This window comes from Priestia sp. FSL R5-0597 (genome assembly GCF_038006305.1).
Taxonomy (GTDB): Bacteria; Bacillota; Bacilli; order Bacillales; family Bacillaceae_H; genus Priestia; species Priestia zanthoxyli.
Genome location: NZ_JBBOUZ010000001.1, coordinates 482,053 through 502,549 on the forward strand (window position 1 = coordinate 482,053; position 20,497 = coordinate 502,549).

20 protein-coding genes and 1 riboswitch are annotated in these 20,497 nt (G+C 37.2%); of the genes, 12 read left to right on the forward strand and 8 right to left on the reverse strand.

The genetic code is table 11. The features are described from left to right. Nucleotides 1-176 precede the first annotated feature (176 nt). A complete protein-coding gene (gene rluF, locus MKX72_RS02575) occupies nt 177-893 on the forward strand; it encodes a 23S rRNA pseudouridine(2604) synthase RluF (protein WP_014461744.1) in 717 nt (238 codons plus the stop codon). 37 nt (nt 894-930) lie between these two features. On the opposite strand, the gene MKX72_RS02580 is transcribed toward rluF, so the two are convergent. After that, nucleotides 931-1,884 carry a TRM11 family SAM-dependent methyltransferase gene (locus MKX72_RS02580; protein WP_033580681.1) on the reverse strand — a complete coding sequence of 318 codons (954 nt, stop codon included), beginning with the start codon at nt 1,882-1,884 and terminating at the stop codon, nt 931-933. A gap of 260 nt (nt 1,885-2,144) precedes the next feature. Between MKX72_RS02580 and MKX72_RS02585 the strand changes: the two genes are divergently transcribed. The 5 genes from MKX72_RS02585 to MKX72_RS02605 all read left to right on the forward strand — a co-directional run bounded on the left by MKX72_RS02585 (nt 2,145) and on the right by MKX72_RS02605 (nt 6,700). Beyond that, a complete protein-coding gene (locus MKX72_RS02585) occupies nt 2,145-2,303 on the forward strand; it encodes a hypothetical protein (RefSeq protein WP_165635927.1) in 159 nt (52 codons plus the stop codon). 167 nt (nt 2,304-2,470) lie between these two features. After that, nucleotides 2,471-2,860 (forward strand): tautomerase family protein, encoded by a 390-nt coding sequence (locus MKX72_RS02590; RefSeq protein ID WP_033580680.1) that lies wholly within the window; start codon nt 2,471-2,473, stop codon nt 2,858-2,860. A 359-nt stretch (nt 2,861-3,219) separates the two neighbouring features. Next, nucleotides 3,220-4,224, forward strand: a complete 1,005-nt coding sequence (ftsZ, locus tag MKX72_RS02595; RefSeq protein ID WP_014461739.1) for a cell division protein FtsZ — start codon at nt 3,220-3,222, stop codon at nt 4,222-4,224. 2 nt (nt 4,225-4,226) lie between these two features. Beyond that, nucleotides 4,227-4,417, forward strand: a riboswitch (cobalamin riboswitch). Between the two features lie 144 nt (nt 4,418-4,561). Next, the gene (gene nikA / locus MKX72_RS02600) at nt 4,562-6,103 is read left to right on the forward strand and encodes a nickel ABC transporter substrate-binding protein (protein ID WP_155008648.1); all 1,542 of its coding nucleotides are present in this window, start codon (nt 4,562-4,564) and stop codon (nt 6,101-6,103) included. A 69-nt stretch (nt 6,104-6,172) separates the two neighbouring features. Further along, nucleotides 6,173-6,700 carry a GNAT family N-acetyltransferase gene (locus tag MKX72_RS02605; RefSeq protein WP_051137139.1) on the forward strand — a complete coding sequence of 176 codons (528 nt, stop codon included), beginning with the start codon at nt 6,173-6,175 and terminating at the stop codon, nt 6,698-6,700. A 574-nt stretch (nt 6,701-7,274) separates the two neighbouring features. Here the strand turns inward: MKX72_RS02605 and MKX72_RS02610 are convergent. Further along, complete coding sequence (locus tag MKX72_RS02610) at nt 7,275-7,718, reverse strand: YfmQ family protein (protein WP_028414332.1); 444 nt, start codon at nt 7,716-7,718, stop codon at nt 7,275-7,277. A gap of 187 nt (nt 7,719-7,905) precedes the next feature. Between MKX72_RS02610 and MKX72_RS02615 the strand changes: the two genes are divergently transcribed. Beyond that, nucleotides 7,906-8,043 carry a lmo0937 family membrane protein gene (locus MKX72_RS02615; protein ID WP_013055244.1) on the forward strand — a complete coding sequence of 46 codons (138 nt, stop codon included), beginning with the start codon at nt 7,906-7,908 and terminating at the stop codon, nt 8,041-8,043. Nucleotides 8,044-8,079: 36 nt separating this feature from the next. Here the strand turns inward: MKX72_RS02615 and MKX72_RS02620 are convergent, their stop codons facing one another. Together MKX72_RS02620 and rarD are read right to left on the reverse strand one after the other, a co-directional pair. Next, the gene (locus tag MKX72_RS02620) at nt 8,080-8,850 is read right to left on the reverse strand and encodes a TatD family hydrolase (RefSeq protein ID WP_048020647.1); all 771 of its coding nucleotides are present in this window, start codon (nt 8,848-8,850) and stop codon (nt 8,080-8,082) included. A 62-nt stretch (nt 8,851-8,912) separates the two neighbouring features. Further along, complete coding sequence (gene rarD / locus MKX72_RS02625) at nt 8,913-9,833, reverse strand: EamA family transporter RarD (protein WP_033580677.1); 921 nt, start codon at nt 9,831-9,833, stop codon at nt 8,913-8,915. A gap of 335 nt (nt 9,834-10,168) precedes the next feature. Here rarD and MKX72_RS02630 point away from each other — a divergent pair, with 335 nt between their 5' ends. After that, nucleotides 10,169-10,564 (forward strand): SET domain-containing protein, encoded by a 396-nt coding sequence (locus tag MKX72_RS02630; protein ID WP_028414329.1) that lies wholly within the window; start codon nt 10,169-10,171, stop codon nt 10,562-10,564. A 35-nt stretch (nt 10,565-10,599) separates the two neighbouring features. On the opposite strand, the gene MKX72_RS02635 is transcribed toward MKX72_RS02630, so the two are convergent. Next, nucleotides 10,600-11,742 carry an AI-2E family transporter gene (locus MKX72_RS02635; protein ID WP_013081622.1) on the reverse strand — a complete coding sequence of 381 codons (1,143 nt, stop codon included), beginning with the start codon at nt 11,740-11,742 and terminating at the stop codon, nt 10,600-10,602. A 127-nt stretch (nt 11,743-11,869) separates the two neighbouring features. Between MKX72_RS02635 and MKX72_RS02640 the strand changes: the two genes are divergently transcribed. Beyond that, nucleotides 11,870-12,139, forward strand: a complete 270-nt coding sequence (locus MKX72_RS02640) for a hypothetical protein (RefSeq protein WP_028414328.1) — start codon at nt 11,870-11,872, stop codon at nt 12,137-12,139. 340 nt (nt 12,140-12,479) lie between these two features. Here MKX72_RS02640 and MKX72_RS02645 read toward each other — a convergent pair whose 3' ends face one another. Continuing rightward, nucleotides 12,480-13,010, reverse strand: a complete 531-nt coding sequence (locus tag MKX72_RS02645) for an IseA DL-endopeptidase inhibitor family protein (RefSeq protein ID WP_028414327.1) — start codon at nt 13,008-13,010, stop codon at nt 12,480-12,482. A 414-nt stretch (nt 13,011-13,424) separates the two neighbouring features. Here MKX72_RS02645 and MKX72_RS02650 point away from each other — a divergent pair, with 414 nt between their 5' ends. Beyond that, a complete protein-coding gene (locus MKX72_RS02650; protein ID WP_049162821.1) occupies nt 13,425-14,417 on the forward strand; it encodes a zinc-binding dehydrogenase in 993 nt (330 codons plus the stop codon). 98 nt (nt 14,418-14,515) lie between these two features. Here MKX72_RS02650 and MKX72_RS02655 read toward each other — a convergent pair whose 3' ends face one another. Together MKX72_RS02655 and MKX72_RS02660 are read right to left on the reverse strand one after the other, a co-directional pair. Next, entirely contained in the window at nt 14,516-16,096 is a 1,581-nt protein-coding gene (locus MKX72_RS02655) for a lactate permease LctP family transporter (protein WP_186808545.1), read from the reverse strand. 62 nt (nt 16,097-16,158) lie between these two features. Then, a complete protein-coding gene (locus tag MKX72_RS02660; protein WP_013081626.1) occupies nt 16,159-17,115 on the reverse strand; it encodes an L-lactate dehydrogenase in 957 nt (318 codons plus the stop codon). 332 nt (nt 17,116-17,447) lie between these two features. Between MKX72_RS02660 and MKX72_RS02665 the strand changes: the two genes are divergently transcribed. Then, a complete protein-coding gene (locus tag MKX72_RS02665) occupies nt 17,448-18,323 on the forward strand; it encodes a cation diffusion facilitator family transporter (protein WP_028414323.1) in 876 nt (291 codons plus the stop codon). A gap of 141 nt (nt 18,324-18,464) precedes the next feature. After that, complete coding sequence (locus MKX72_RS02670) at nt 18,465-20,483, forward strand: methyl-accepting chemotaxis protein (RefSeq protein WP_033580672.1); 2,019 nt, start codon at nt 18,465-18,467, stop codon at nt 20,481-20,483. Nucleotides 20,484-20,497 lie beyond the last annotated feature (14 nt).

Genomic DNA, 20,497 nt, shown 5'->3' on the forward strand with positions numbered 1-20,497 from the left:
AGATTACAAAGTATTTTGGATCTATACTTCTATTGCTGTTAAAAAAATATAGTCAAGTAATGAAATTAAAAGAAGACGAGAAGCGTATAGCATGTTACGATAGGGACGGTATAGAAATTGACACATATCGGTTTCTAATAGAAGAGACAAATTTTAAAATTTTTAAATGTAAGGTTGTGATTCACCTGAGACTGAATAAATTTATTAGCGAATCTGGCAAAGCGTCAAGACGCGGGGCAGATAAGTTAATTAGTGAAGGAAGAGTAACCGTTAATGGAAAGGTTGCAAAAATCGGAGATCAAGTTAAGCCTGGCGATGATATTCGAGTAAGTGGCCAACAGCTTCGGATTGCTCGAAATAATGTATATATTGCACTTAATAAACCAGTCGGCATTACAAGTACGAGTGAGAAAAAAGTAAAGGGAAACATCATTGACTTAGTCAATCACCCTTTGCGTATTCATCATGTCGGACGACTAGATAAGGATTCAGACGGCTTAATTTTACTTACAAATGACGGCGATATTATTAACGAAATTTTACGTGCAGAAAACAAGCATGAAAAAGAATATATTGTTGCAGTAGATAAGCCGATTACACCCGAGTTTATCAAAAACATGTCTGAGGGAGTAAAAATTTTAGGTACAAAAACGCTTCCTTGTAAAGTGACACAGCTGTCTAAGTACGAGTTTCAAATTATTTTAACACAGGGCTTAAATCGTCAAATTCGCCGTATGTGTGAAGTGCTCGGATATGAAGTATACCGACTTCAGCGTACGCGTATTATGAATATTCACTTAAACAACTTGCCTGTTGGGCAATGGAGAGATTTAACGAAAAAAGAGCGTACGCAGCTATTCAAAGAATTAGACTATGAACCTAAAGAGTGGTAAATCAAAAGACACCAGCCTGTTAGACTGGTGTCTTTTTTTATTCGCATACAACTACTTGTCTAGAAAATACGCTTTTGCGCGCTACGCAGCGATCTGAAATAGAAAAGCCAGCTTCATGAATCATATGGTCAATCGTGTCTACTGTAATCACGACTACTTTATCCGCAAAGCGGCGAGCGTGTTTTAAAATAGAAAGCTGATCTTCAGGCGTCGCGTGGGTGTAGAGATTGTAAGGCATGTCGATGATCGCTACGTCATAGTGAGTGGTAACATCCGAAATCGGTCCGGTTTTGACATCACCCTTTAAGCCGAAATGCGCAATATTTTCACGAGATCCGTCGGTCACAAGTGGGTTGATATCGCGTCCTACAATATCAATGCCCATTGAAAGAGCTTCTACGAGGACTGTACCAATACCACAGCATGGATCAATCGCTTTGATTCCTTCAGGCTTTGGAACGGCAATGTTAGCTACAGCTCTTGCAAGGCGGGTACTGAGTGCCGTAGAGTATTCACGCGGTTTCTTCAAATGATGCAGCCATACAGCTTCGCTTTTTTGATATTTTCCAAAATACCAGCGTCCTTCAAATGGAACAATTCCAAACAAATGGTCAGGGTTATGCAAGTCTGCTTCTGCTACAAAATGCCAACCCACATCACGTTCAATCGCACGCTGACCTTTATAGCTTATTTTTTGATCTTTTTCTAAGTCATTAATTTTCATAAAAATGAGTTTAAATGTTTGATCTCCAAGGTCAATATCTTCTACTTGTTTGCAAATATCTGCAAGGTCATCTGATTCATACATAATATCTAATCGCTCTTTGATAAAAGGGCTTCTGCTTGGATCAAGTTTAACGGCGCTTCTTATGATAGGTTTCTCAGTTTCAATTTCAAAAAGAGAGCGTCTCTCTAATTGACATAGTGAGAGTTCCTCTTCGCTGCATGCGTATGTGTAGATATACTGAGGCAGCTGCGTATGGTTATTCAATATCGTATCATCCTTTATCGTATCTAATTATCCTTCTTCTCAAACAATAGCGAGAAAAGAAGAGAAAAGCAACGAATTTAAATATATTTGGCTGTGAATACTAAATTGAAGCGCTACATAGTCCACTTATTTGACAAAACATGCTAAAATAACTGATGATAACCTGCATGTGCTGCTGTTTATACAAAAGAACTGGATCAAGGTTTCTCAAAAATCATTTATACACTGCTGACATTTTGATGAATAGGAGAGGCTACGTGATGTCTAAAAGTGATCATGAAAAGCAACAGATGAGTCGGGCTGATATGAAAAAACAAGCTAAAACATCCTCGCAAAACCTTGTGATGAACGTACTCATTGCCATTGTATCTGCATGTATTTTAGCTCTTATTATAAATATTTTTGTACTAATGAAATGAGTCGTTATGCTGCTCATTTCTTTTTATTAGGTTCAGCTTTTATTGAAGAGTTTGAGGTCTCTTTCACTAGAGAGCACATTGTGAATAGCATATCTTTTTTTTACAAATGATAGTTGTGATATGATAAAGCAATAATACATTAGACAAAAAGCTGGAGGTTACTTAGTATGCCATTACTTAGATTTGATGTAATAGAAGGAAGAGACGAAAAAGAGTTAAAAGCATTACTAGACGCTACTCATCGAGCGATGCTAGAAGCCTTTGGCGTCCCAGAACGCGATCGTTATCAAATTGTACATCAGCATCCTGCTCATGAAATGATTATTGAAGATACAGGTCTTGGCTTTGAGAGAAGCAAGGATTTGGTTATTATAAGTGTGACGAGCAAACAGCGAACAGAAGAGCAAAAACAAGCTCTTTACAAATTAATTGTAAAAGAGCTGGGAGAAAGCTGCGGAATTCAGCCAAGCGACATTATGATTTCAATTGTTGAAAACGGTAATGCTGACTGGAGCTTTGGTATGGGAGAAGCTCAATTCTTAACTGGGAAATTATAAAATGGTTTATTATCTAGAGAAGCCCTTATTTCTAAGGGCTTTTTCTCATTTTGTCTATAAAAATATTATTCTCTTAGTCACATCTTACTCAAAATTAAATACAGACATCTGTCAAATGAATGATACAATAAGCTTATATGCCGTTTTGAGTGGGAAAACCAAAAAAGAGTTCGGCGTACTAACTTCAGAACAACAATAATTTTACATAAAGATGTAAAGATTTAAAGGTTAAAAGAGAAATGTATAAAATCTGTAAAACAAAAGAACAGTTACGCGTTAAACATAGGAGTAAAAGGTTCTTCACGTGTTTTTTCGGATAATAAGAGAAAGTAATTTTGATCATTGAGGAGGAACTTAGAATGTTTGGATTTGATGCAGATGTATCGCCATTAGTGCGAATTAAAGTAATTGGAGTCGGCGGTGGAGGAAATAACACCGTTAACCGTATGATTGAACATGGTGTACAAGGGGTAGAATTTATCGCCGTTAATACGGATGCTCAGGCGCTTAATTTATCTAAAGCAGATGTGAAAATGCAGATTGGTGCGGCATTAACGCGAGGATTAGGTGCAGGAGCTAATCCAGAAGTAGGAAGAGAAGCTGCAGAAGAAAGCAGAGAGCAAATTCAAGAAGTACTGCAAGGCGCAGATATGGTATTCGTAACAGCTGGCATGGGGGGAGGCACTGGTACTGGAGCAGCTCCGGTTATTGCCCAAATTGCCCGTGAACTAAATGCTTTAACAATTGGAGTAGTTACTCGCCCTTTTAAGTTTGAAGGAAATAAACGTACCAAGCAAGCAGTAGGCGGTATTACTGCGATGAATGAATCGGTAGATACCCTTATTGTCATTCCAAACGACCGCTTGCTTGAAATCGTTGATAAAAAGACACCTATGCTTGAAGCATTCCGTGAAGCAGATAATGTTCTTCGCCAAGGTATTCAAGGTATTTCAGATTTAATCGCTGTTCCGGGGCTGATTAACCTTGACTTTGCTGATGTAAAAACAATTATGTCTAATCAAGGATTTGCGCTTATGGGTATCGGACGAGCTTCGGGATCAGATCGAGCAATTGAAGCAGCGAAAAAAGCGATTTCTAGTCCGCTGCTAGATGCATCGATTGATGGAGCAAGAGGCGTGCTGCTGAACATTACGAGCGGCAGCAGCCTGAGTCTTTACGAAGTACAGGAAGCAGCAGATATTGTCACGTCCGCTTCTGATCAGGACTTAAATATGATTTTTGGATCTGTGATTAATGAAGATTTAAAGGACGAAATGATGGTAACCGTTATTGCCACTGGATTTGATGATGAAGATATTTCACCATCAGCTTCCACTTCTAGAGTTTCAAGAGCACGCTACTAAATTAAATAACCAGCTTTTATGGTGGCAATTGTTTTTCAATTGCCTTAAAAGGGAATCCGGTGAAAATCCGGAGCGGTCCCGCCACTGTAACAAGGAGCCTTATGTCAAAAAGCCACTGTCTATTTAGAGACGGGAAGGCGGTATAAGGCAATGACTTGAAGCCAGGAGACCTGCCATAAATCGCAGCACGCAATAACCTACGAGGATAGGGAGGTGTTTTGGCAGAATCAAAAATACGATAAACAAGGGATACGTTTATCTGAATTTGTTGTGAAGGCAAGCACTTCTTTTTAGAAGTGCTTTTTTTTGTGTATTAAAATAGAAGGTGGAAAAATGAATGATAAATAATAAAAAACTTGTATCTATGATATTTCTCGTGTTACTTTGCCTCACTGCTTGCGCTCCTAATGAAGAGAGTGTAAGTATAAAAGAAAGAAAGAAAACGGATAAAAGTGTGACGTTTTTATTTAATTTTACATCTGCAACGCTTGATCCTCATACGGACGATAATTATACAGCAGTTCGTGGGGGAGTAGGGGAGACGCTTGTTAAAATCAACGACGATTTAAAAATAAAGCCTTGGCTTGCTGAAAAGTGGGAAACGAAAGATAACGGCCTTACATGGACATTTATGATAAGAAAGAACATCATGTTTCAAAACGGAAAAGCGCTGGATGCAAATGCCGTTAAGTCTTCTCTTCAAAGAACGATAGACCAAAGTTATGCGATGAAAAACGCTTTAAATATTAAAGAAATGAAAGCGAACAGTCATGCGCTGACAATTACATTAAAAGAAACAATGCCTAAATTTCCTTCTGAATTAGTGCATCCAAATACAGCTATTATAGATGTTGATGCTTCTAATATAGCTAAGAAGCCCATTGGTACGGGTCCATTTCGCGTCTTGTCTTTTGATCAAGGAAATCAAGTAAAATTAGAAAGATATGAAAATTATTGGGGTGGAAAAGTGAAATTGAAAAGTGCGATCTTTGGATTTAACGAAGATGCTAATGCGCGAGTTGCTGCTCTTCAATCTGGAACAGCCGATATTATTTATCGCCCGCCTTTAGAAAGCTTGGGCACTTTACAAACAGATCCGTCTTTTAAAGTAAGTGGAGTACCTAGTGTGCGCACCCATTTATTGCTTTACAATCAAACCAATGACGCATTAAAAGACGAAAATGTAAGAAAAGCTATCGATACTTTATTGAACCGAAAAGAAATTGTTAGCAGCATCATGAACAATCAAGCGGCAGCGGCTGGAGGTCCATTTTTACCCCAATTTCCTTTTGCTGATAGTACTGCTAATGAGCAAAGAGGTATGACATCTGCTAAAAAATATTTAGAGAAAGCAGGCTATCAAATCAAAAATGACAAAGCAATCAAAAATGGAAAGCCACTATCGCTCTCTCTTGTCACATACAGTTCTTTGCCAGAACTGCCTTTAATTGCTCAGCTTATACAGTCTAATGCCAAAGAGTTAGGAATTACTATTAAGATTCACCTAGTTGAAGATAGCGATGAATATGTAATGGCAAAAGATGATTGGGATTTAGCATTGTACAGCCTTATCACAGCACCTAGAGGAGATGCCAGCTATTATTTAAGTACGAACTATTTGCCCGGCGGTGGTTTAAATGCCAGCCGGATTAATGATGATACGCTAACAAAAATGATAGAACAGTTAAATTCAACAGTAGATGACGCAAAACGAGATCAGTTAGCCAAACAAGCAACCGCTTTGATTAATAGAAAAATGCTGACGTCATCGATTGTACATCCAAACATTGTTGTTGCTTATAATCAAAAAGTGAAAAACTGGACAACAAATCCAAGCGAGTATTATATGCTGACTCAGCACTTAGACGTAACGCCGTAGTTAACATTGCAGCATAAGCAGAGAAAAGAAAAAGTATACAATGATCGCTAAAAGGATGTGACAGTAAACGTGCAAGAAGTACAAATGTATCAAATTAAAGAAGTAAAAGAAAAGGATGCTGAAGTGATTCAGTTTGTCATGAATATGCGGAATGAGCTATTTCCTATGCTGGAAAAAAATCAGCTTCCTGTGGATTTGCTTCATTTTAATGAACATTACGTTCAAGCGAAAGACGCTGCTTTTTTTGCAGCTGTTACGGAAAATCAACAAGTAATTGGAACCATTGGTTTATACGCTTACGATGGACGGTTTCATGCATTAAAAGAGCGATATGAACATAGAACTGCAGCTGAGATTGTAAAATGCTATGTCGATCCAGCGTACCGGCGTCTAGGCATTGGACAGCAGCTGTTAAAAGCAGTTGAACAATTTGCCCAAAGTCATTTTTATGACACGCTGTATCTGCATACTCATCCTTTCTTACCTGGCGCTATTCCTTTTTGGGCTTCACAAGGCTTTATCAAAAGGCTAGCTGAACAGGACGAACCATGGAATACGCTGCACATGGACAGAAAAATACAACGAGTCGTAACGTAACGAGATCATACAGTAATTACCATGGAATCTGTATATGGGCTCATGCTATAATGAACGTAACTTACATTTATAGCCTGTAGGGCAAGTCCTTACAGAAAAGAACCACGTTTCGAATTGGCTGAAACGTGGTTTTTTTCTATAAAAAACAAGTAACAAAATATTTTTAAAAATATATATGAAATCGCTTTCAAAATAATGAAATATATTATATAATTACTAGTGTTGTGTTGTACTTTGTTAGTGTTAAATCAATATCCTACATGTGTGAGCCGATTGCCTTATGGTAGTCGGCTTCCTTTTTTTATAGTAGAAGTCTAAAGGGAAACAGCGTTCGTTAAAATGGCTGTAATTGTCATGATAATAGTTGTCCCAAAGGCCCACTTGAAAAGAAAGAAAAGTAGCAATCATTCCAAACCCTAACAAAGAAAGCATTATCCATCACCTCTTAAAAATTTAGAAAATTCTATTAATTTATGTTATAGCATTAGAATTAATGTTAAAGTTTGGTATTTTTAAATAAGGTAACTTCAAACTAAACCTAAAAACTAAAAAAGCCGCCTTGTAGGCGACTGGTTTAAGCTAGGTCAGCTGTTATGGACTGCTTTTGAAGGTGATCAGACAGAAGGCTGTAGGCGATAATCTTCTTTTTATACTGTTTTACGACATCGACATGATCATGATAGCTATATACGCATAGTCGAACATCGTTTTTCCCTTTTTTCGTATCGATAACAAGTGGAGTTTCACTGTCTTCTAGGTGTTTATAATAGTCCTTATTTCCTTCATGGACATAATATTGTTTTAAAAATGTTGCTTTATTAAAATAATCAATCACTTGCATTTTGTCTTTGCCTTCTAAATGTTTCCCATCAACTGTGACAGTAGCGTTTTGATCATCAAGTGTTGGGTGTAATTGAAATTTAGTCATAAGCCATTTGACCACTGGAGTTGGAAGACACGTTATTAATATTTTGAGTGCACTTACAAGAATGATGGAAAGTAATACAATCCATGTCATAGTTAATCATCTCCGCTTAAATTAAATAAGATTACATACTTATTTTACCACAGAGAACATGATTGCTTTTTGTACATTATGTGAACCTTCTTTAGTGAAAAGATGTATATGAAATGCGTTTATTTATGCACATTTAGGGAAATATAAAATTATAACAAATACTACATATAAAAAAGGAGAAAAAATTATGTTGTGGACGATTATTGGACTTTTATTTATTTTTTGGTTATTAGGATTAGTTTTTCATATTGGCGGCGGCATCATTCACATTCTTCTTGTCATTGCAGTGATTGTGCTGATCGTAAAACTTGTGAAACGAATTTAGATATAAATAAAAAGCCTTTCCTTAGGGAAAGGCTTTTTATGTGGAGAGATTATAAAAATGAGCTGTATTTCGATATAAAAAATCATATGTCTCCGTTACAGAAACCCTTTTGAGACGTGCTATTTCCTGAACGGACTGATGCATCATTGATGGAACCGTTGTCTGGTTTTGAAAAGGTCCTTCAAATGGCCACGGACCATCTGTTTCGACCATCAAGTAGTCAAGAGGGTAATCTGTGGCAAGCGCTTGGATTTTAGGTTTATATACAATATCAGGTGTAAGGGAAATATAGTAGCCGTTGTTTTTCATTCGTTCAACGGTTTTTTTAGCTCCTTTGAACCAGTGGAAGTGAGCTTTAGGCACAGAATGTTTTTCTAGCAAGTCGCACACGATCTCAGCATCTTCATATACAGCGTGAAGAATTAACGGTTTCCCCCATTTTTTTGAATGAATAATAAAAGCTTCAAGCAGCTCCAAATAGGGCTCTAGAGAAAGAGTATAGGTCTGACTTAAGTAATAAGGTAGACCAACCTCACCAACCGCAATCATTTCTTCATTGTTTTGATCAATCCAAGCAAACAGCTCCGCTAATTCATTTGAAGAAGGCAGCATTTGTTCAGGGTGAAATCCGTAGGCAGGTTTCACGCAGGAATATAACTTGCTGATTTTTTGATTAAGTTGGCAAGAGTGTAATGTAGAAGATACAGAAATAAGCGCTTGTAACGAAGGATCCTGCTCAACTATGTCTTTCCAGCTTTTCTGTTCATATTGATCTAGATGAATATGCGAGTCAATAATGCGTTTCATAAATAATGCTCCTCTCAGCCTATTTTGTTTAAAAATAATGCGTAAGAGAGTGTATGATGCTGTTAAGCCTCCACTTTATTTCTTATTTGTTTTCTGTTCCCCCATTTAGTAATAGATGAGAACGTATAAACAATAAGAGCTAACCAAATAAAACTAAAAGCAATAACATGAGCTTTTGTTAGCGATTCATGGTATAGAATGACTCCTGCTAGCAAAGACAAGGTTGGTGAAATATATTGAAGAATACCAAGCATTGATAATGATACTTTTTTAGCACTTTTTGTGAATAATAGGAGTGGTAAAGCTGTAACTACTCCACTGCCCATTAATAAAAGACTTGTTGAAAAAGAATCAAAAAACTGCAAGTGTGATTGAAACGTAAGGTAGCCTATGTATGCTAATGCAATAGGGGAGATGACCATCGTTTCAAGAGTTAATCCAATCGTTGAATCAGCTTTAATCTTTTTCTTTGCCAAACCATATAATCCGAAGGTAACAGCTAAGCTAAGCGAAATCCAAGGAACCACACCATAATGAAGACTAAGCGTTAAGACGCCGATTCCTGCTAGTATAAATGCAAAAATTTGAGCCCCGCTTAATCTCTCTTTTAAGAAAATAACACCTAATAAAACACTTGTTAGGGGATTAATATATTGTCCAAGGCTCGCTTCTACTATTTTTCCATTAATGACAGCCCACATAAAAATGCCCCAATTTGCACTAATAAGTACAGACGCAGTAAAAAGGGACCAGAATAAGGATGGTTTTTTCACTATTTCTTTTATAAACGTAATGTATGTACGCCATTTCTTTGTCATTAATAAAAGAATAAGCATAAAAATAAAAGACCAAAAAACGCGCTGAGCTAAAATCTCACCTGGTGCTACGTGGTGAACCAGCTTCCAATAAATTGGCGTGAGCCCCCACATAAGATAAGAAAGGACCGCATATATCACACCATCTCTGTCGTGATTTAAGTTCATGTGAAACCTTCTTTCTAACATAAGATAAAATCAGTAATAAAAGTCATAGATTAACATAAAAAAGCAGCATAAACGATTATATCACAGAGAAAAACGATTCTTCACATGTTGAATGGCTCAAAAAAGCGCTATGCGCCAGGTCATTGCTTTTCTATGTCTAAAATAAAATCAAATTGCGTGTTTCTAACAAGGTAAGTGCTTACACAAGTGCGTATGATAAGCGTTCCTTCAGCTTATATTCAAGTGGTTATGAAAAACAGTTGATTTCCCCATTATAAACTGTCAAGCTTAGGGAAGAAGAAAATCTTAGAGGAAAGAATATATAGGTGACGAATATGATCGAAATAAAAATGTCTACGATAAGCGACGGAGAATTTAACAGAGGTGTATTTGCTAAGCAAGATATTAAAAAAGGAACGCTTATTCACGAAGCTCCTGTTATCGCTTATCCTAATAAAGAGCATGATTTTATTGAGAAAACAACACTAGCGGATTATGCTTTTGAATATGGAGTGAATCATACGGCTATTCTTTTGGGATACGGTATGCTGTTTAATCACTCGTATACACCCAATGCTACGTATGAAATTAATTTTGACAATCATACCTTTGATTTTTATGCATATACGGATATCCAAGCAGGAGAAGAAATTCTCATCAACTATAATGGAGATGAAGATGATCAAGAGCTCCTTTGGTTTGATCGTGAAGATGAAGAAGAACAAAAGTAAAAAGTTAAGCCCATCGAAAATCGATGGGCTTTTTATTATGCTTTTTTATCTGGATACATAGTAGAGTTCAAACGGATGAATTGGTAAATATGCGTAATAATAACTTTTAAAACGGCATATCCAGGAACGGCTAAAATAATACCGATGATTCCGAATAAGTTTCCGGCGGTTAGAATGACAAAAATGACCGTAATCGGGTGAATATCCAGGCTTCTTCCCATAATTTGCGGAGAGATTACTTTGCCTTCAAGCAATTGAACAACTGCCCAGACAATGGCCAGTTTTACAAGCATAAAAGGAGACGTAATAAACGCAATAATAATGGCTGGAATAATGGCGATAATAGGACCAAGGTAAGGGACAACATTGGTTACCATGGCGATAATCGCTAGAAGTAATGCATAATCTAACCCAATAATCAGATAGCCAATGAAAAGCAGTACACCTATACAAATCGCAACAAAAATTTGCCCGCGAATATATGCGCTTAATGCGTGGTTCATGTCGGCTAAAATGAATTTAGCTTCAGAACGAGAGCGGTTTGGAAGCAGTTTTACAATGTAATTAGGTAAGTTTTTCCCATCTTTTAATAAGTAGAAAAGAATAAAGGGTAAAACGGCAACCGATAATATAATTTCTGTAATGGTGCCGACAAAGTTCACAATACCGCTTGAAAATCCAGAAACATATTTACTCAAGTGTTTTGATGCATCTTTTGAAATCTTATCTAGGTCCGTGTTAGCCGACTGAAGGCCTTGTTCGACATATCGGTTATTCGAAAGGTTCGTCACCGCATGCTGAACGTCATGCGTCAGCTCTGGGATATTATCAATAAGACGGTCAACTTGATTTTTTAGAGGCGGAATAACCGATGAAATAATAATGGCTAATGCGCCGATAATCACTATGTATAAAACAAGAATGGAAATAATTCGTTTTACACCTTTTCGTTCTAAAAAGTCAACAAGCGGATTAAATAAATAAAAGCAAATTCCTGCTAAGATAATCGGCAGTGCGATTGTTTTAATAAAAATAGAGATAGGAATTAAAATAAATCCGATTTTTGATAACGAAAAAATAGTCATGCTGAGAATAAAAATAATAATTGTATATACAACAAATTTATTATTTAAGATTTTTTCTCGGAAAAAAGTTCCTTTCTGAGGTCTAGGTTCCAAGCTGTTCAACTCCTTTAAAAAGTAAATGTATAGTTATCATACCCTGATTTAGACTAATTTAAGAGGGTTTTTTACAAAGAAGTGTGCATACTAGTAGAGAATCTTCTAGAAAGAAGGGGTGAAATCATTGAAAGAAGACAAACAGCCCTCGTATCGTGATTTCTCTACAGTAGAAAAAAGCCACGAGTATATAACCGCTGAAGAATTTCCAGACGGTCCCTTCGGCTCTCCGGTTAATCAAAAACTGGGGAAATCTACTTCATGGGAAGAAGGGCAGCGAACGTATAGCGCATTTAATTATGAAAACAAAAACCTTCATGAAAAAGCTCAAAGGTTATTCCCAGGGGCGCACCCTGTACATGATAACCCAAAGGAACATGAACAAAATCCAAGCTAATGTTTTTATTTTTAATGGGAAATGAAGAGCGCTTCTTTCTTGCTTGCATTGATATATGTATAGAATAATGTCTGCCAACTGCGATATCAAAAAGTCTTTGATATGTTTAGTATATGTCGATTTATCTTTTTGTTAAATCATGTTGACAACAAGCGGTTTAGCCTGTAATATAAAACGTAACTTATCACTGTTTCTACAGGATTCGACAAAATTTGATTTACTTAAACTTGTGATCTCAACTTCTATTTACAGCTATTAGAGCGCTGTAAGTAGAAGTTTTATTTATGTTATCGATCAAAAAGAAAAAAGCAGGTCTGCTCAAGCAGGCCTGCTTTTTTTATTATTGAACAGCGTCAAATTTATTTACTTTCCACTGAGAATTAGATTTATAGAATGTGACAGTTCGTTTTACACTGCCGCCATCTACAGTTGGAACTGTGAATTCATAAGAGCGAACTGTTGCTGTTTGATACACAAGCTTTGTTTTTGCTTTTGACCACTCTAACATGCTGAATCCGTCGCCGATTGGATGTGCAAGTTTACCGTTATATGTGATATAGCCGTAATTTGTTAATCCTTTTTCTACTGCACTATTTGTAAATGTCTCAGATAAGTAGCTTGATAGCTCAGCTTTTGTATCAAATTCAGGGCAAAGGTACACGTACTCAGTTCCTTTATATTCAAATGTACGTTCTGTACATGGTTTGTTTTTATAACCGTGCAGAGCACTCCAGAAATGATTGCTGGCACTAGCTGCAATTTTGACAGCATTTGCATCCGTTAGTGTTGGAGATGTTGTTTGTGCTGTAACTCCAGTGCTTAGTGTAAAGAAAATAGCGATTGATGATAAAACTAGTCCAATTTTTTTCATTTCTAACTCACTCCTAATTAATTAACCTTATTTATGTAACAATTATGTGTTTTATATTTCTTTTGTTACATTTATATTACAATAAATCTGTAATAAAAGAAAGTGTTTTGTCTTTTTTTCTTAAATTTTTTTAGATTTTTACTAGTTTTTGAAGTAGATATAGTAAATAAATTGCGGATAAATGTTGATTTATCAGGATTTTTAAACCGATTTTTCTATTTTATATTCGTTTTGTTACAAATAATATTTTTTGTAACAAATATGTAATAAAAGAAGCTGAATACTTTTAGGATACAGAAAAATAAAGATAAAACGGTGAAAAAGCGATTTTAAAAGTTTATTTTCCTTTTTTTGGGCATATTTCTTTTGCGGTTTTGAGCTTTTTAGTAGAGTAGATTAAGAGGAGGCGAAATCATGAAAGTCATTATACATAGTGAGAAAAGCGGTATAGCAGGCATGAATTACAGAAATCTTCAGGAGATGCCCCCTGAAAGAGGAGAAGTAAAAGTAAGGTTAAAAACAGCAGGTTTAAACCGGAGAGATTTATTTGTTATGAATAATCGAGGCAAAGGAGATAAGCCGTTTATTCCCGGTTCAGACGGTGCAGGTATTATAGAAGAAGTGGGAGAAGGCGTAAAAGGTTTAAAAATTGGAATAGAAGTGATCATTAATCCAAGTCTGGAGTGGGATCGTATAGAGGACATTCCGTTTACGCCTAAAATTTTAGGTGGTCCATCGAATGGAACGTTTGCAGAGTATGTAATCATAAAAGCGGATAATGTTGTGCAAAAGCCGCCTTATCTATCTTGGAAACAAGCGGGAGTTCTTTCATTATCAGCTTTAACTGCGTATAGAGCTCTCTTTACAAAAGGACAGTTAAAAAAAGGAGAACATCTACTTATTCCTGGTATAGGGAGCGGAGTCGCGACTTATGGCTTGTTATTCGCAAAAGCTATCGGAGCTGACGTAACGGTTACTTCTAGAAGTGATGAAAAAAGAAAGCAAGCCCTAGAGTACGGAGCTGATTATGCATTAGACAGTGGAAGTAACCTAAAAGAAGAAATCAACGATAGAAAAGTAGATATCATACTTGATAGTGTGGGGGCAGCTTTATTTCCGACGTATTTTGAAATACTAAAGCCAAATGGAAGAATTGTTAATTTTGGTGCGAGTTCTGGAAATGAAGTTGAATTGCCTCTAAGAACTATTTTTTATCCTCAATTCAATATACTTGGCACATCTATGGGAAGTCAGGAAGAATTTGTGGACATGATGGATTTTATAGAGAAACATCAAATTAAACCAATCGTCGATAGATTCTATCCGCTGTCAGAGGCAGCTGCAGCTTGCGAACGATTAGATAAAGGAAAACAATTTGGCAATATAGGTTTACTTATTTCAGAATAAAAAAATCCCCGGCGCTAACTGGGGACTTTTTTATATAATCAAACGTTTGTTTAAATGAAAGAAACAAGGTAATAACAGGATTTTTAGCAGTTTTTTTATCATAACCACCAAGCCAATAAAAAGGTAACAAATCCTCCTAGTATCAAAAATCCCATGCTGTATTTGAGCGTGTATTTAAACAGTTCACCCTCTTTTCCGGCTAAACCTACTGCTCCAGCAGCGACAGCAATTGATTGAGGAGAAAGCATTTTAGCCATTACGCCGCCGGCAGTATTAGCCGCTACGAGAATAATTGGCAAGACATTAATTTGCTGAGCAGTAGTTAGCTGCAAGTTGCCGAACAGCGCATTATTCGATACGACAGACCCCGTTAGAAATACGCCAATCCAGCCAAGAAATGGAGATAAAAATGGAAAATAAGCAGCTGATGTAGCGAGTGCCAATCCAAGTGTAGAGGACTGTCCTGAATAATTTGAAATAAAAGCAAAAGCAATGACCATCATAATCGTCATAATAGGTCTTGATAGTTCTTTTACGGTTTCCAAAAGAGTGGTCCATGCCACTTTTGCCGATACGTTAAGCAAGAAAACTGAAAGGATACAAGCGATAAGAATTGCCGTACCTGTTGCTGCAAATAAGTCTATTTTTAAGACAGCAGCGTAAGGCGTAGGATCTTTTACTAAAGGCGCTGCTTTAATTACGTGATTGTGTAAAAATGGGACGTTAATAAGCAGGTTCAGATGTTCAAGCGCCGTTTTGACAAAAGAAATGCTCCAAGCCGTAACGAGTATCGTTAATAGAATAAAAGGAGACCAAGCCTTTAAAATTTGTTTTGGTGACAGGCTGAAGCTTTTAGCTGCTGCCGGGCTTGTTCTTTTAATATAAAAAGCAAGAGCAAGCAAACTCACAATAGAAGATGTGATATTTGGAAGTTCAGGGCCGATGTATGTAACAGTTAAATACTGCGTCAGTGCATAGGAAATGGCTGTGATGCTCGTTGCTTTCCATACGTCTTTTAATCCTTTTATCCCATCCATAATAAAGACAAGTAAAAAAGGGATAAGAAAAGAAATAATCGGAAGCTGCGTGCCAAGAAAATGAGCAATTTCTTTTGGATCAATGCCAGATACTTGTCCTGCGACAATGACAGGAATCCCCATGGCGCCAAAAGCTCCTGAAGCTGTATTAGCAATTAAGCATAGCGCCGCTGCTTTTAACGGTTTGAATCCAAGTCCAACTAGAAGCGCTGCTGTAATGGCAATTGGAGCTCCAAATCCTGCTGCTCCTTCTAAAAAAGCATTAAAGGAAAAAGCAACAAGCAGCATTTGCAAGCGGGGGTCATCGGTTATTGAAATAATAGATTGCCTAATGGTAGTAAACTGTCCGCTTTTGACAGTTAGCTTGTATAAGAACACCGCGCCGATAATAATATAGCTGATGGGCCAAAGTGCATACAAAAACCCATAGCCTGTGGCTCCTAAGACCATTGAGGCAGGCATATCATAAAAATAAATAGCAATAATCATAGAAAGAAGTACCGTAATACCAGCAGCAATGTGTCCTTTTAATTTCAAAAGAGTTAAAGCAATAAAGAAAAAGATGATGGGGATGAGTACAATTAGTGCAGAAAGCCAAATATTATTTAACGGATTATATACTTGAGTCCACGTCATATTCATACACCTCTACTACATATTTAAAACAAGGGAGCGGGGGAGTCCCCCGCAAAAATCTTTTGATGTTACACAAAAGCTCTGTCGCGAGTTTGCTTAAGAATGCTAGCAGAGTGCTCGAGCTGCTGCTGTTCGTGAGGAGTTAAATTCAATTCAATAATTTGGCGCACGCCGTTTTTATTAATGATAGCCGGCACGCCGATATACACATCAGAAATACCGTATTGTCCTTCTAATAAAGCAGATACCGTTAAAATAGAATTTTCATCATCTAAAATAGCCTTGGTTATGCGTACAAGTCCCATCGCAATTCCGTAATAAGTCGCTCCTTTTCGATTAATAATATGGTAAGCCGCATCGCGTGTTTGTTCGAATAGATGCTGCATATCCGGCTCTTTTTCAATAGCAGCAGTATTGATAAAATGTTCGAGCTTCACACCGCCAATTTGCGCGTGGCTCCAAACAGGAAATTCCGTATCTCCATGTTCCCCCATAATATAAGCGTGGACGTTGCGAGAATCTACTTCGAAATAGTCGCTTAACAAGTAGCGGAAGCGAGCTGTGTCAAGAATCGTTCCTGAACCAATTACTCGTTCGTTTGGTAATCCTGATACTTTTTGTGTAACGTGTGCGAGAATATCAACTGGATTTGTTGCCACTAAAATGATGCCGTCAAATCCGCTGTTCATAATATCTTTTACAATGCATTCAAAAATTTTAACGTTTTTTTCAACTAGATCTAAGCGCGTTTCCCCTGGAGCTTGATTAGCGCCCGCTGTAATAACTACTAAATCAGCATCAGCGCAGTCTTTATAATCTCCAGCCCAGATTTTCATCGGTGTGGCAAATGGCATTCCATGATTGATATCGCGTGCTTCGCCTTCTGCTTTTTCTTTGTTCATATCGATTAACACTAATTCATTGGCAATACCTTGATTCACCATTGAAAAAGCGTAGCTTGAGCCAACAAAACCAGTTCCGATAACGGCAACTTTTCGTGTCTTTGGTGTAAATTGTGTTTTCATTTGTATCATCCTTTGAATTTTATTTTGTGATGTTTTTCACAATGTTAGTGTAACAAGAATAAATACCCTCGGCTGTGATAAAAATCACACCCTTAAAAAAATAGTAAACAATTTTACAGGGCGATTTAAAAAAGGGTTCTTCTACATGAAGTGCCACATTTAGAAAGATCTTAAACGTTTAAAGTGTTGAGTAAAGGCAACTTGTTTTGCAGAAAGCTAAAGAGTTTAACATTCTCTATTTGTATGTTAACAGCCAATAATGTTTCTATAGACCCACACGAAATCCATTTGTTACACTAAGTTTGCTTATTTTGAATAAAGGAGTGGAAGGGATGGAGAACTACTATGAGCAAGCCCAAAAAGGCGCTTGGGTTAGTATCTTATCATATATCTTTTTATCAGCATGTAAACTTATTATTGCGGGTGTCACCGCTTCCTCTGCTTTAAAAGCCGACGGTCTTAATAATGTTACAGATATTATTGCATCAATTGCCGTCTTAGTCGGCTTAAAAATCTCTAAAAAACCTCGCGATAATGATCATCCCTATGGACATTCCAGAGCGGAACATATCTCTTCACTTATTGCTTCTTTTATCATGATGGTCATCGGACTAGAAGTATTGGTCGACGCGGGTCAGTCATTATTTATGGACAAATCTGAAGCGCCTAATTTACTGGCTGCTTGGGTAGGTCTTGGAGCGGCTGCTGTTATGGGTGGTGTCTACCGGTATAATATTAAGCTTGCTAAAAAACTTGATAGCCAGTCTTTATATGCGGTTGCTAAAGATAATTTGTCTGATGCACTTGTGAGTATAGGGGCTGTTGTGGGAATTTTCGGCTCACAATTCGGCCTGCCCTGGCTGGACGTGGTAGCTGCTTTTGCTGTGGGAATTATTATTTGTAAAACAGCCATCGAGATTTTTAAAGAAGCGGCTCACTCCTTAACGGACGGATTTGATGAAGAAAAGTTAGGGCACTACAAAGAAAGCATTGGGCTTGTAGAAGGTGTAAAAGAAGTAGAAGATGTGAAAGCGCGCAAGCTTGGTAATCAAGTCGTGATTGATGTAACTGTTAAAGTAGATCCCCATTTAAATGTTATTAAAAGCCATGAAATTGCTGATCAAATTGAACATATGATGAACGATGAGCATCAGATTAAAGATACGCTTGTTCATATTGAACCTGATGCATACGAAAAGCAAAAATAAAACCAGCACGTTCTTTCGTTATGAAAGGATGGGCTGGTTTTATTTTTGGAGAAATTTGAAATAAATCACAAAAACTTCTTCAAAAATGAAAATGAAAAGCCGTTATTAGTAATATAAAGATTTTTGTAGAAGGGTGAGGGAATGAAGAGGTTAAGTGCAAAGCTCGTAGTATTTTTTAGTATTTTTATAGCTATTTTATTATTAGTTGTTTCAGGGGCTGTTTATCAATTTACCAAAACACAAATAGAAAAAGATGTAGAGATTCAGTCTCAAAGTCAAGTGAAAGAGTTAAAAGAAACGATTCATACGTACTTAGACATGTATAGTCGTTCTTTGCTGACGTATAGTGAAAATGACGTAATTGTTAATTTTGTTAAGCAGGAAGGAAATCAAACAAACCAAGAGAAAAATCCGTATTTTACATGGAATACGGTTCAAAAAGAGTTTACGCAGTTTAAAGAAAAATATCCAAACCTGGCACTTGAATACATAGGCACTAAAAATAAGGGAATGTATTCTGTTCCTAAGCAAGAGTACGGATCAGGTTATGACCCGACTTCAAGAGTTTGGTACAAACAAGCAATGGCATTACCTGATCAAGTAATTTACACGGATCCATATGAAGATGCAGCAACGAAAAAGACGGTTGTGACGATTGCAAAGGCTATTTTAGATCCAGATACTAAAAATGTGCTGGGCGTTATAGCTACTGATTTAGACTTAGATGCATTAAAAAACATTGTAGGTAAAGCAGAAGTAAATCACGGTGGATATGCATTTTTATTTGATCAAAATGGCACAGCGCTCGTTCATCCAACAGAAGCTGGAAAAAATTTAATGAATCAGCCATTTATGAAAAAAATGTACGAAGCAGACCGGAATAAAGATTTCATGAAGTATACCTTTCAAGGTGAAGAGAGAGTGATGGCATATGATACTCTCGAAGGAACGAATTGGAAGATAGGAAACGCCTTTATTTATAATGAAATGCTCTCAAGCGCTCATCATTTACTGAATGTGATTGTCTGGATTGCGTTAATTGGCATCTTATTATCAGTGGTGTTAACCATCTTTTTCTCAAGAATCATTACGAATCCAATTCGCCGCTTGAAAAACGAAGTAGCCAAAGTAACAGCTGGCGATTTAACAGTTCAGGTTCAGACGAAGTCAAAAGATGAAATTGGTGAACTTACTCATTTATTTAACGATATGGTAGCTAAAATGAAAACATTGATTGGCACGGTTCAGACGTCTGTTGAGACAGTAAAAACGTCTGTTGAAGACTTGAGTGCTGTATCTGAAGAAGCAACTGCATCCAGTGAAGAAATTGGCCGGGCTATCCATGAGATTGCCAGCGGCGCCACTCAGCAGGCTTCTGACGCTGACTCTACTAATCACAAAACGATGAGTTTATCTTCACAAATTGAAGAAGTCATTGAACAAAACGCCGAGATTAATAAAATGACGATTGAAGCTGTAACCATCAATGAAAAAGGCTTAAAACAAATGCAGCTGCTTCGCAACCAAACTACCGAATCATCTCAGACGATTCACGGTGTTCAAACGGTAATGGAAGAGTTAACAAGTAAGATGAAAGAAATTGAATCTATTATTTTTACAATTAATAGCATTTCAGATCAGACAAATTTACTTGCACTAAATGCTAGTATTGAAGCAGCTCGTGCAGGAGAACATGGCAAAGGATTTGCGGTAGTAGCTGAAGAGGTACGAAAACTTGCTGAACAGTCCTCTCAGGCTACTGAACAAGTTCGCCACACGATTGCAGCGATTCAAGGGGAAGTCGCGGCTGCTCGTGAAGAATGCAACCGGACAGAAGAACTTTCAAAATCTCAAGACTTTGTGGTAGGAGACACAGAACAAGCTTTTCGTGAAATTGCTACTACCATTGAGCAGGTGGCAGCGGCTGTCGAACATGTAACAAGCAGCATGGACAGCATTGATGAGCATAAGGAAGACGTGGTAGCGGCCATTCAAAGTATAGCAGCTATTGCACAGCAATCAGCAGCAGGAACGGAAGAAATTACGGCTTCTACAGAAGAACAAATTAGAGCTATTTCTACTGTTTCTCAATCGGCTGAACATTTGCAAGAGATTAGTGAAGAATTGGCGAACTTGATTCGTCAATTTAAAATTAAATAAAAAAGAGCGCCAAT

Bases quoted from the DNA above. Each gene is read 5' to 3' on its own strand.
- MKX72_RS02585 (WP_165635927.1), top strand. From the start codon at position 2,145: ATGTCTAAAAGTGATCATGAAAAGCAACAGATGAGTCGGGCTGATATG.
- MKX72_RS02590 (WP_033580680.1), top strand. From the start codon at position 2,471: ATGCCATTACTTAGATTTGATGTAATAGAAGGAAGAGACGAAAAAGAG.
- ftsZ (WP_014461739.1), top strand. From the start codon at position 3,220: ATGTTTGGATTTGATGCAGATGTATCGCCATTAGTGCGAATTAAAGTA.
- nikA (WP_155008648.1), top strand. From the start codon at position 4,562: ATGATAAATAATAAAAAACTTGTATCTATGATATTTCTCGTGTTACTT.
- MKX72_RS02610 (WP_028414332.1), bottom strand. From the start codon at position 7,718: ATGACATGGATTGTATTACTTTCCATCATTCTTGTAAGTGCACTCAAA.
- MKX72_RS02615 (WP_013055244.1), top strand. From the start codon at position 7,906: ATGTTGTGGACGATTATTGGACTTTTATTTATTTTTTGGTTATTAGGA.
- MKX72_RS02620 (WP_048020647.1), bottom strand. From the start codon at position 8,850: ATGAAACGCATTATTGACTCGCATATTCATCTAGATCAATATGAACAG.
- rarD (WP_033580677.1), bottom strand. From the start codon at position 9,833: ATGAACTTAAATCACGACAGAGATGGTGTGATATATGCGGTCCTTTCT.
- MKX72_RS02630 (WP_028414329.1), top strand. From the start codon at position 10,169: ATGATCGAAATAAAAATGTCTACGATAAGCGACGGAGAATTTAACAGA.
- MKX72_RS02645 (WP_028414327.1), bottom strand. From the start codon at position 13,010: ATGAAAAAAATTGGACTAGTTTTATCATCAATCGCTATTTTCTTTACA.
- MKX72_RS02650 (WP_049162821.1), top strand. From the start codon at position 13,425: ATGAAAGTCATTATACATAGTGAGAAAAGCGGTATAGCAGGCATGAAT.
- MKX72_RS02655 (WP_186808545.1), bottom strand. From the start codon at position 16,096: ATGAATATGACGTGGACTCAAGTATATAATCCGTTAAATAATATTTGG.
- MKX72_RS02660 (WP_013081626.1), bottom strand. From the start codon at position 17,115: ATGAAAACACAATTTACACCAAAGACACGAAAAGTTGCCGTTATCGGA.
- MKX72_RS02665 (WP_028414323.1), top strand. From the start codon at position 17,448: ATGGAGAACTACTATGAGCAAGCCCAAAAAGGCGCTTGGGTTAGTATC.
- MKX72_RS02670 (WP_033580672.1), top strand. From the start codon at position 18,465: ATGAAGAGGTTAAGTGCAAAGCTCGTAGTATTTTTTAGTATTTTTATA.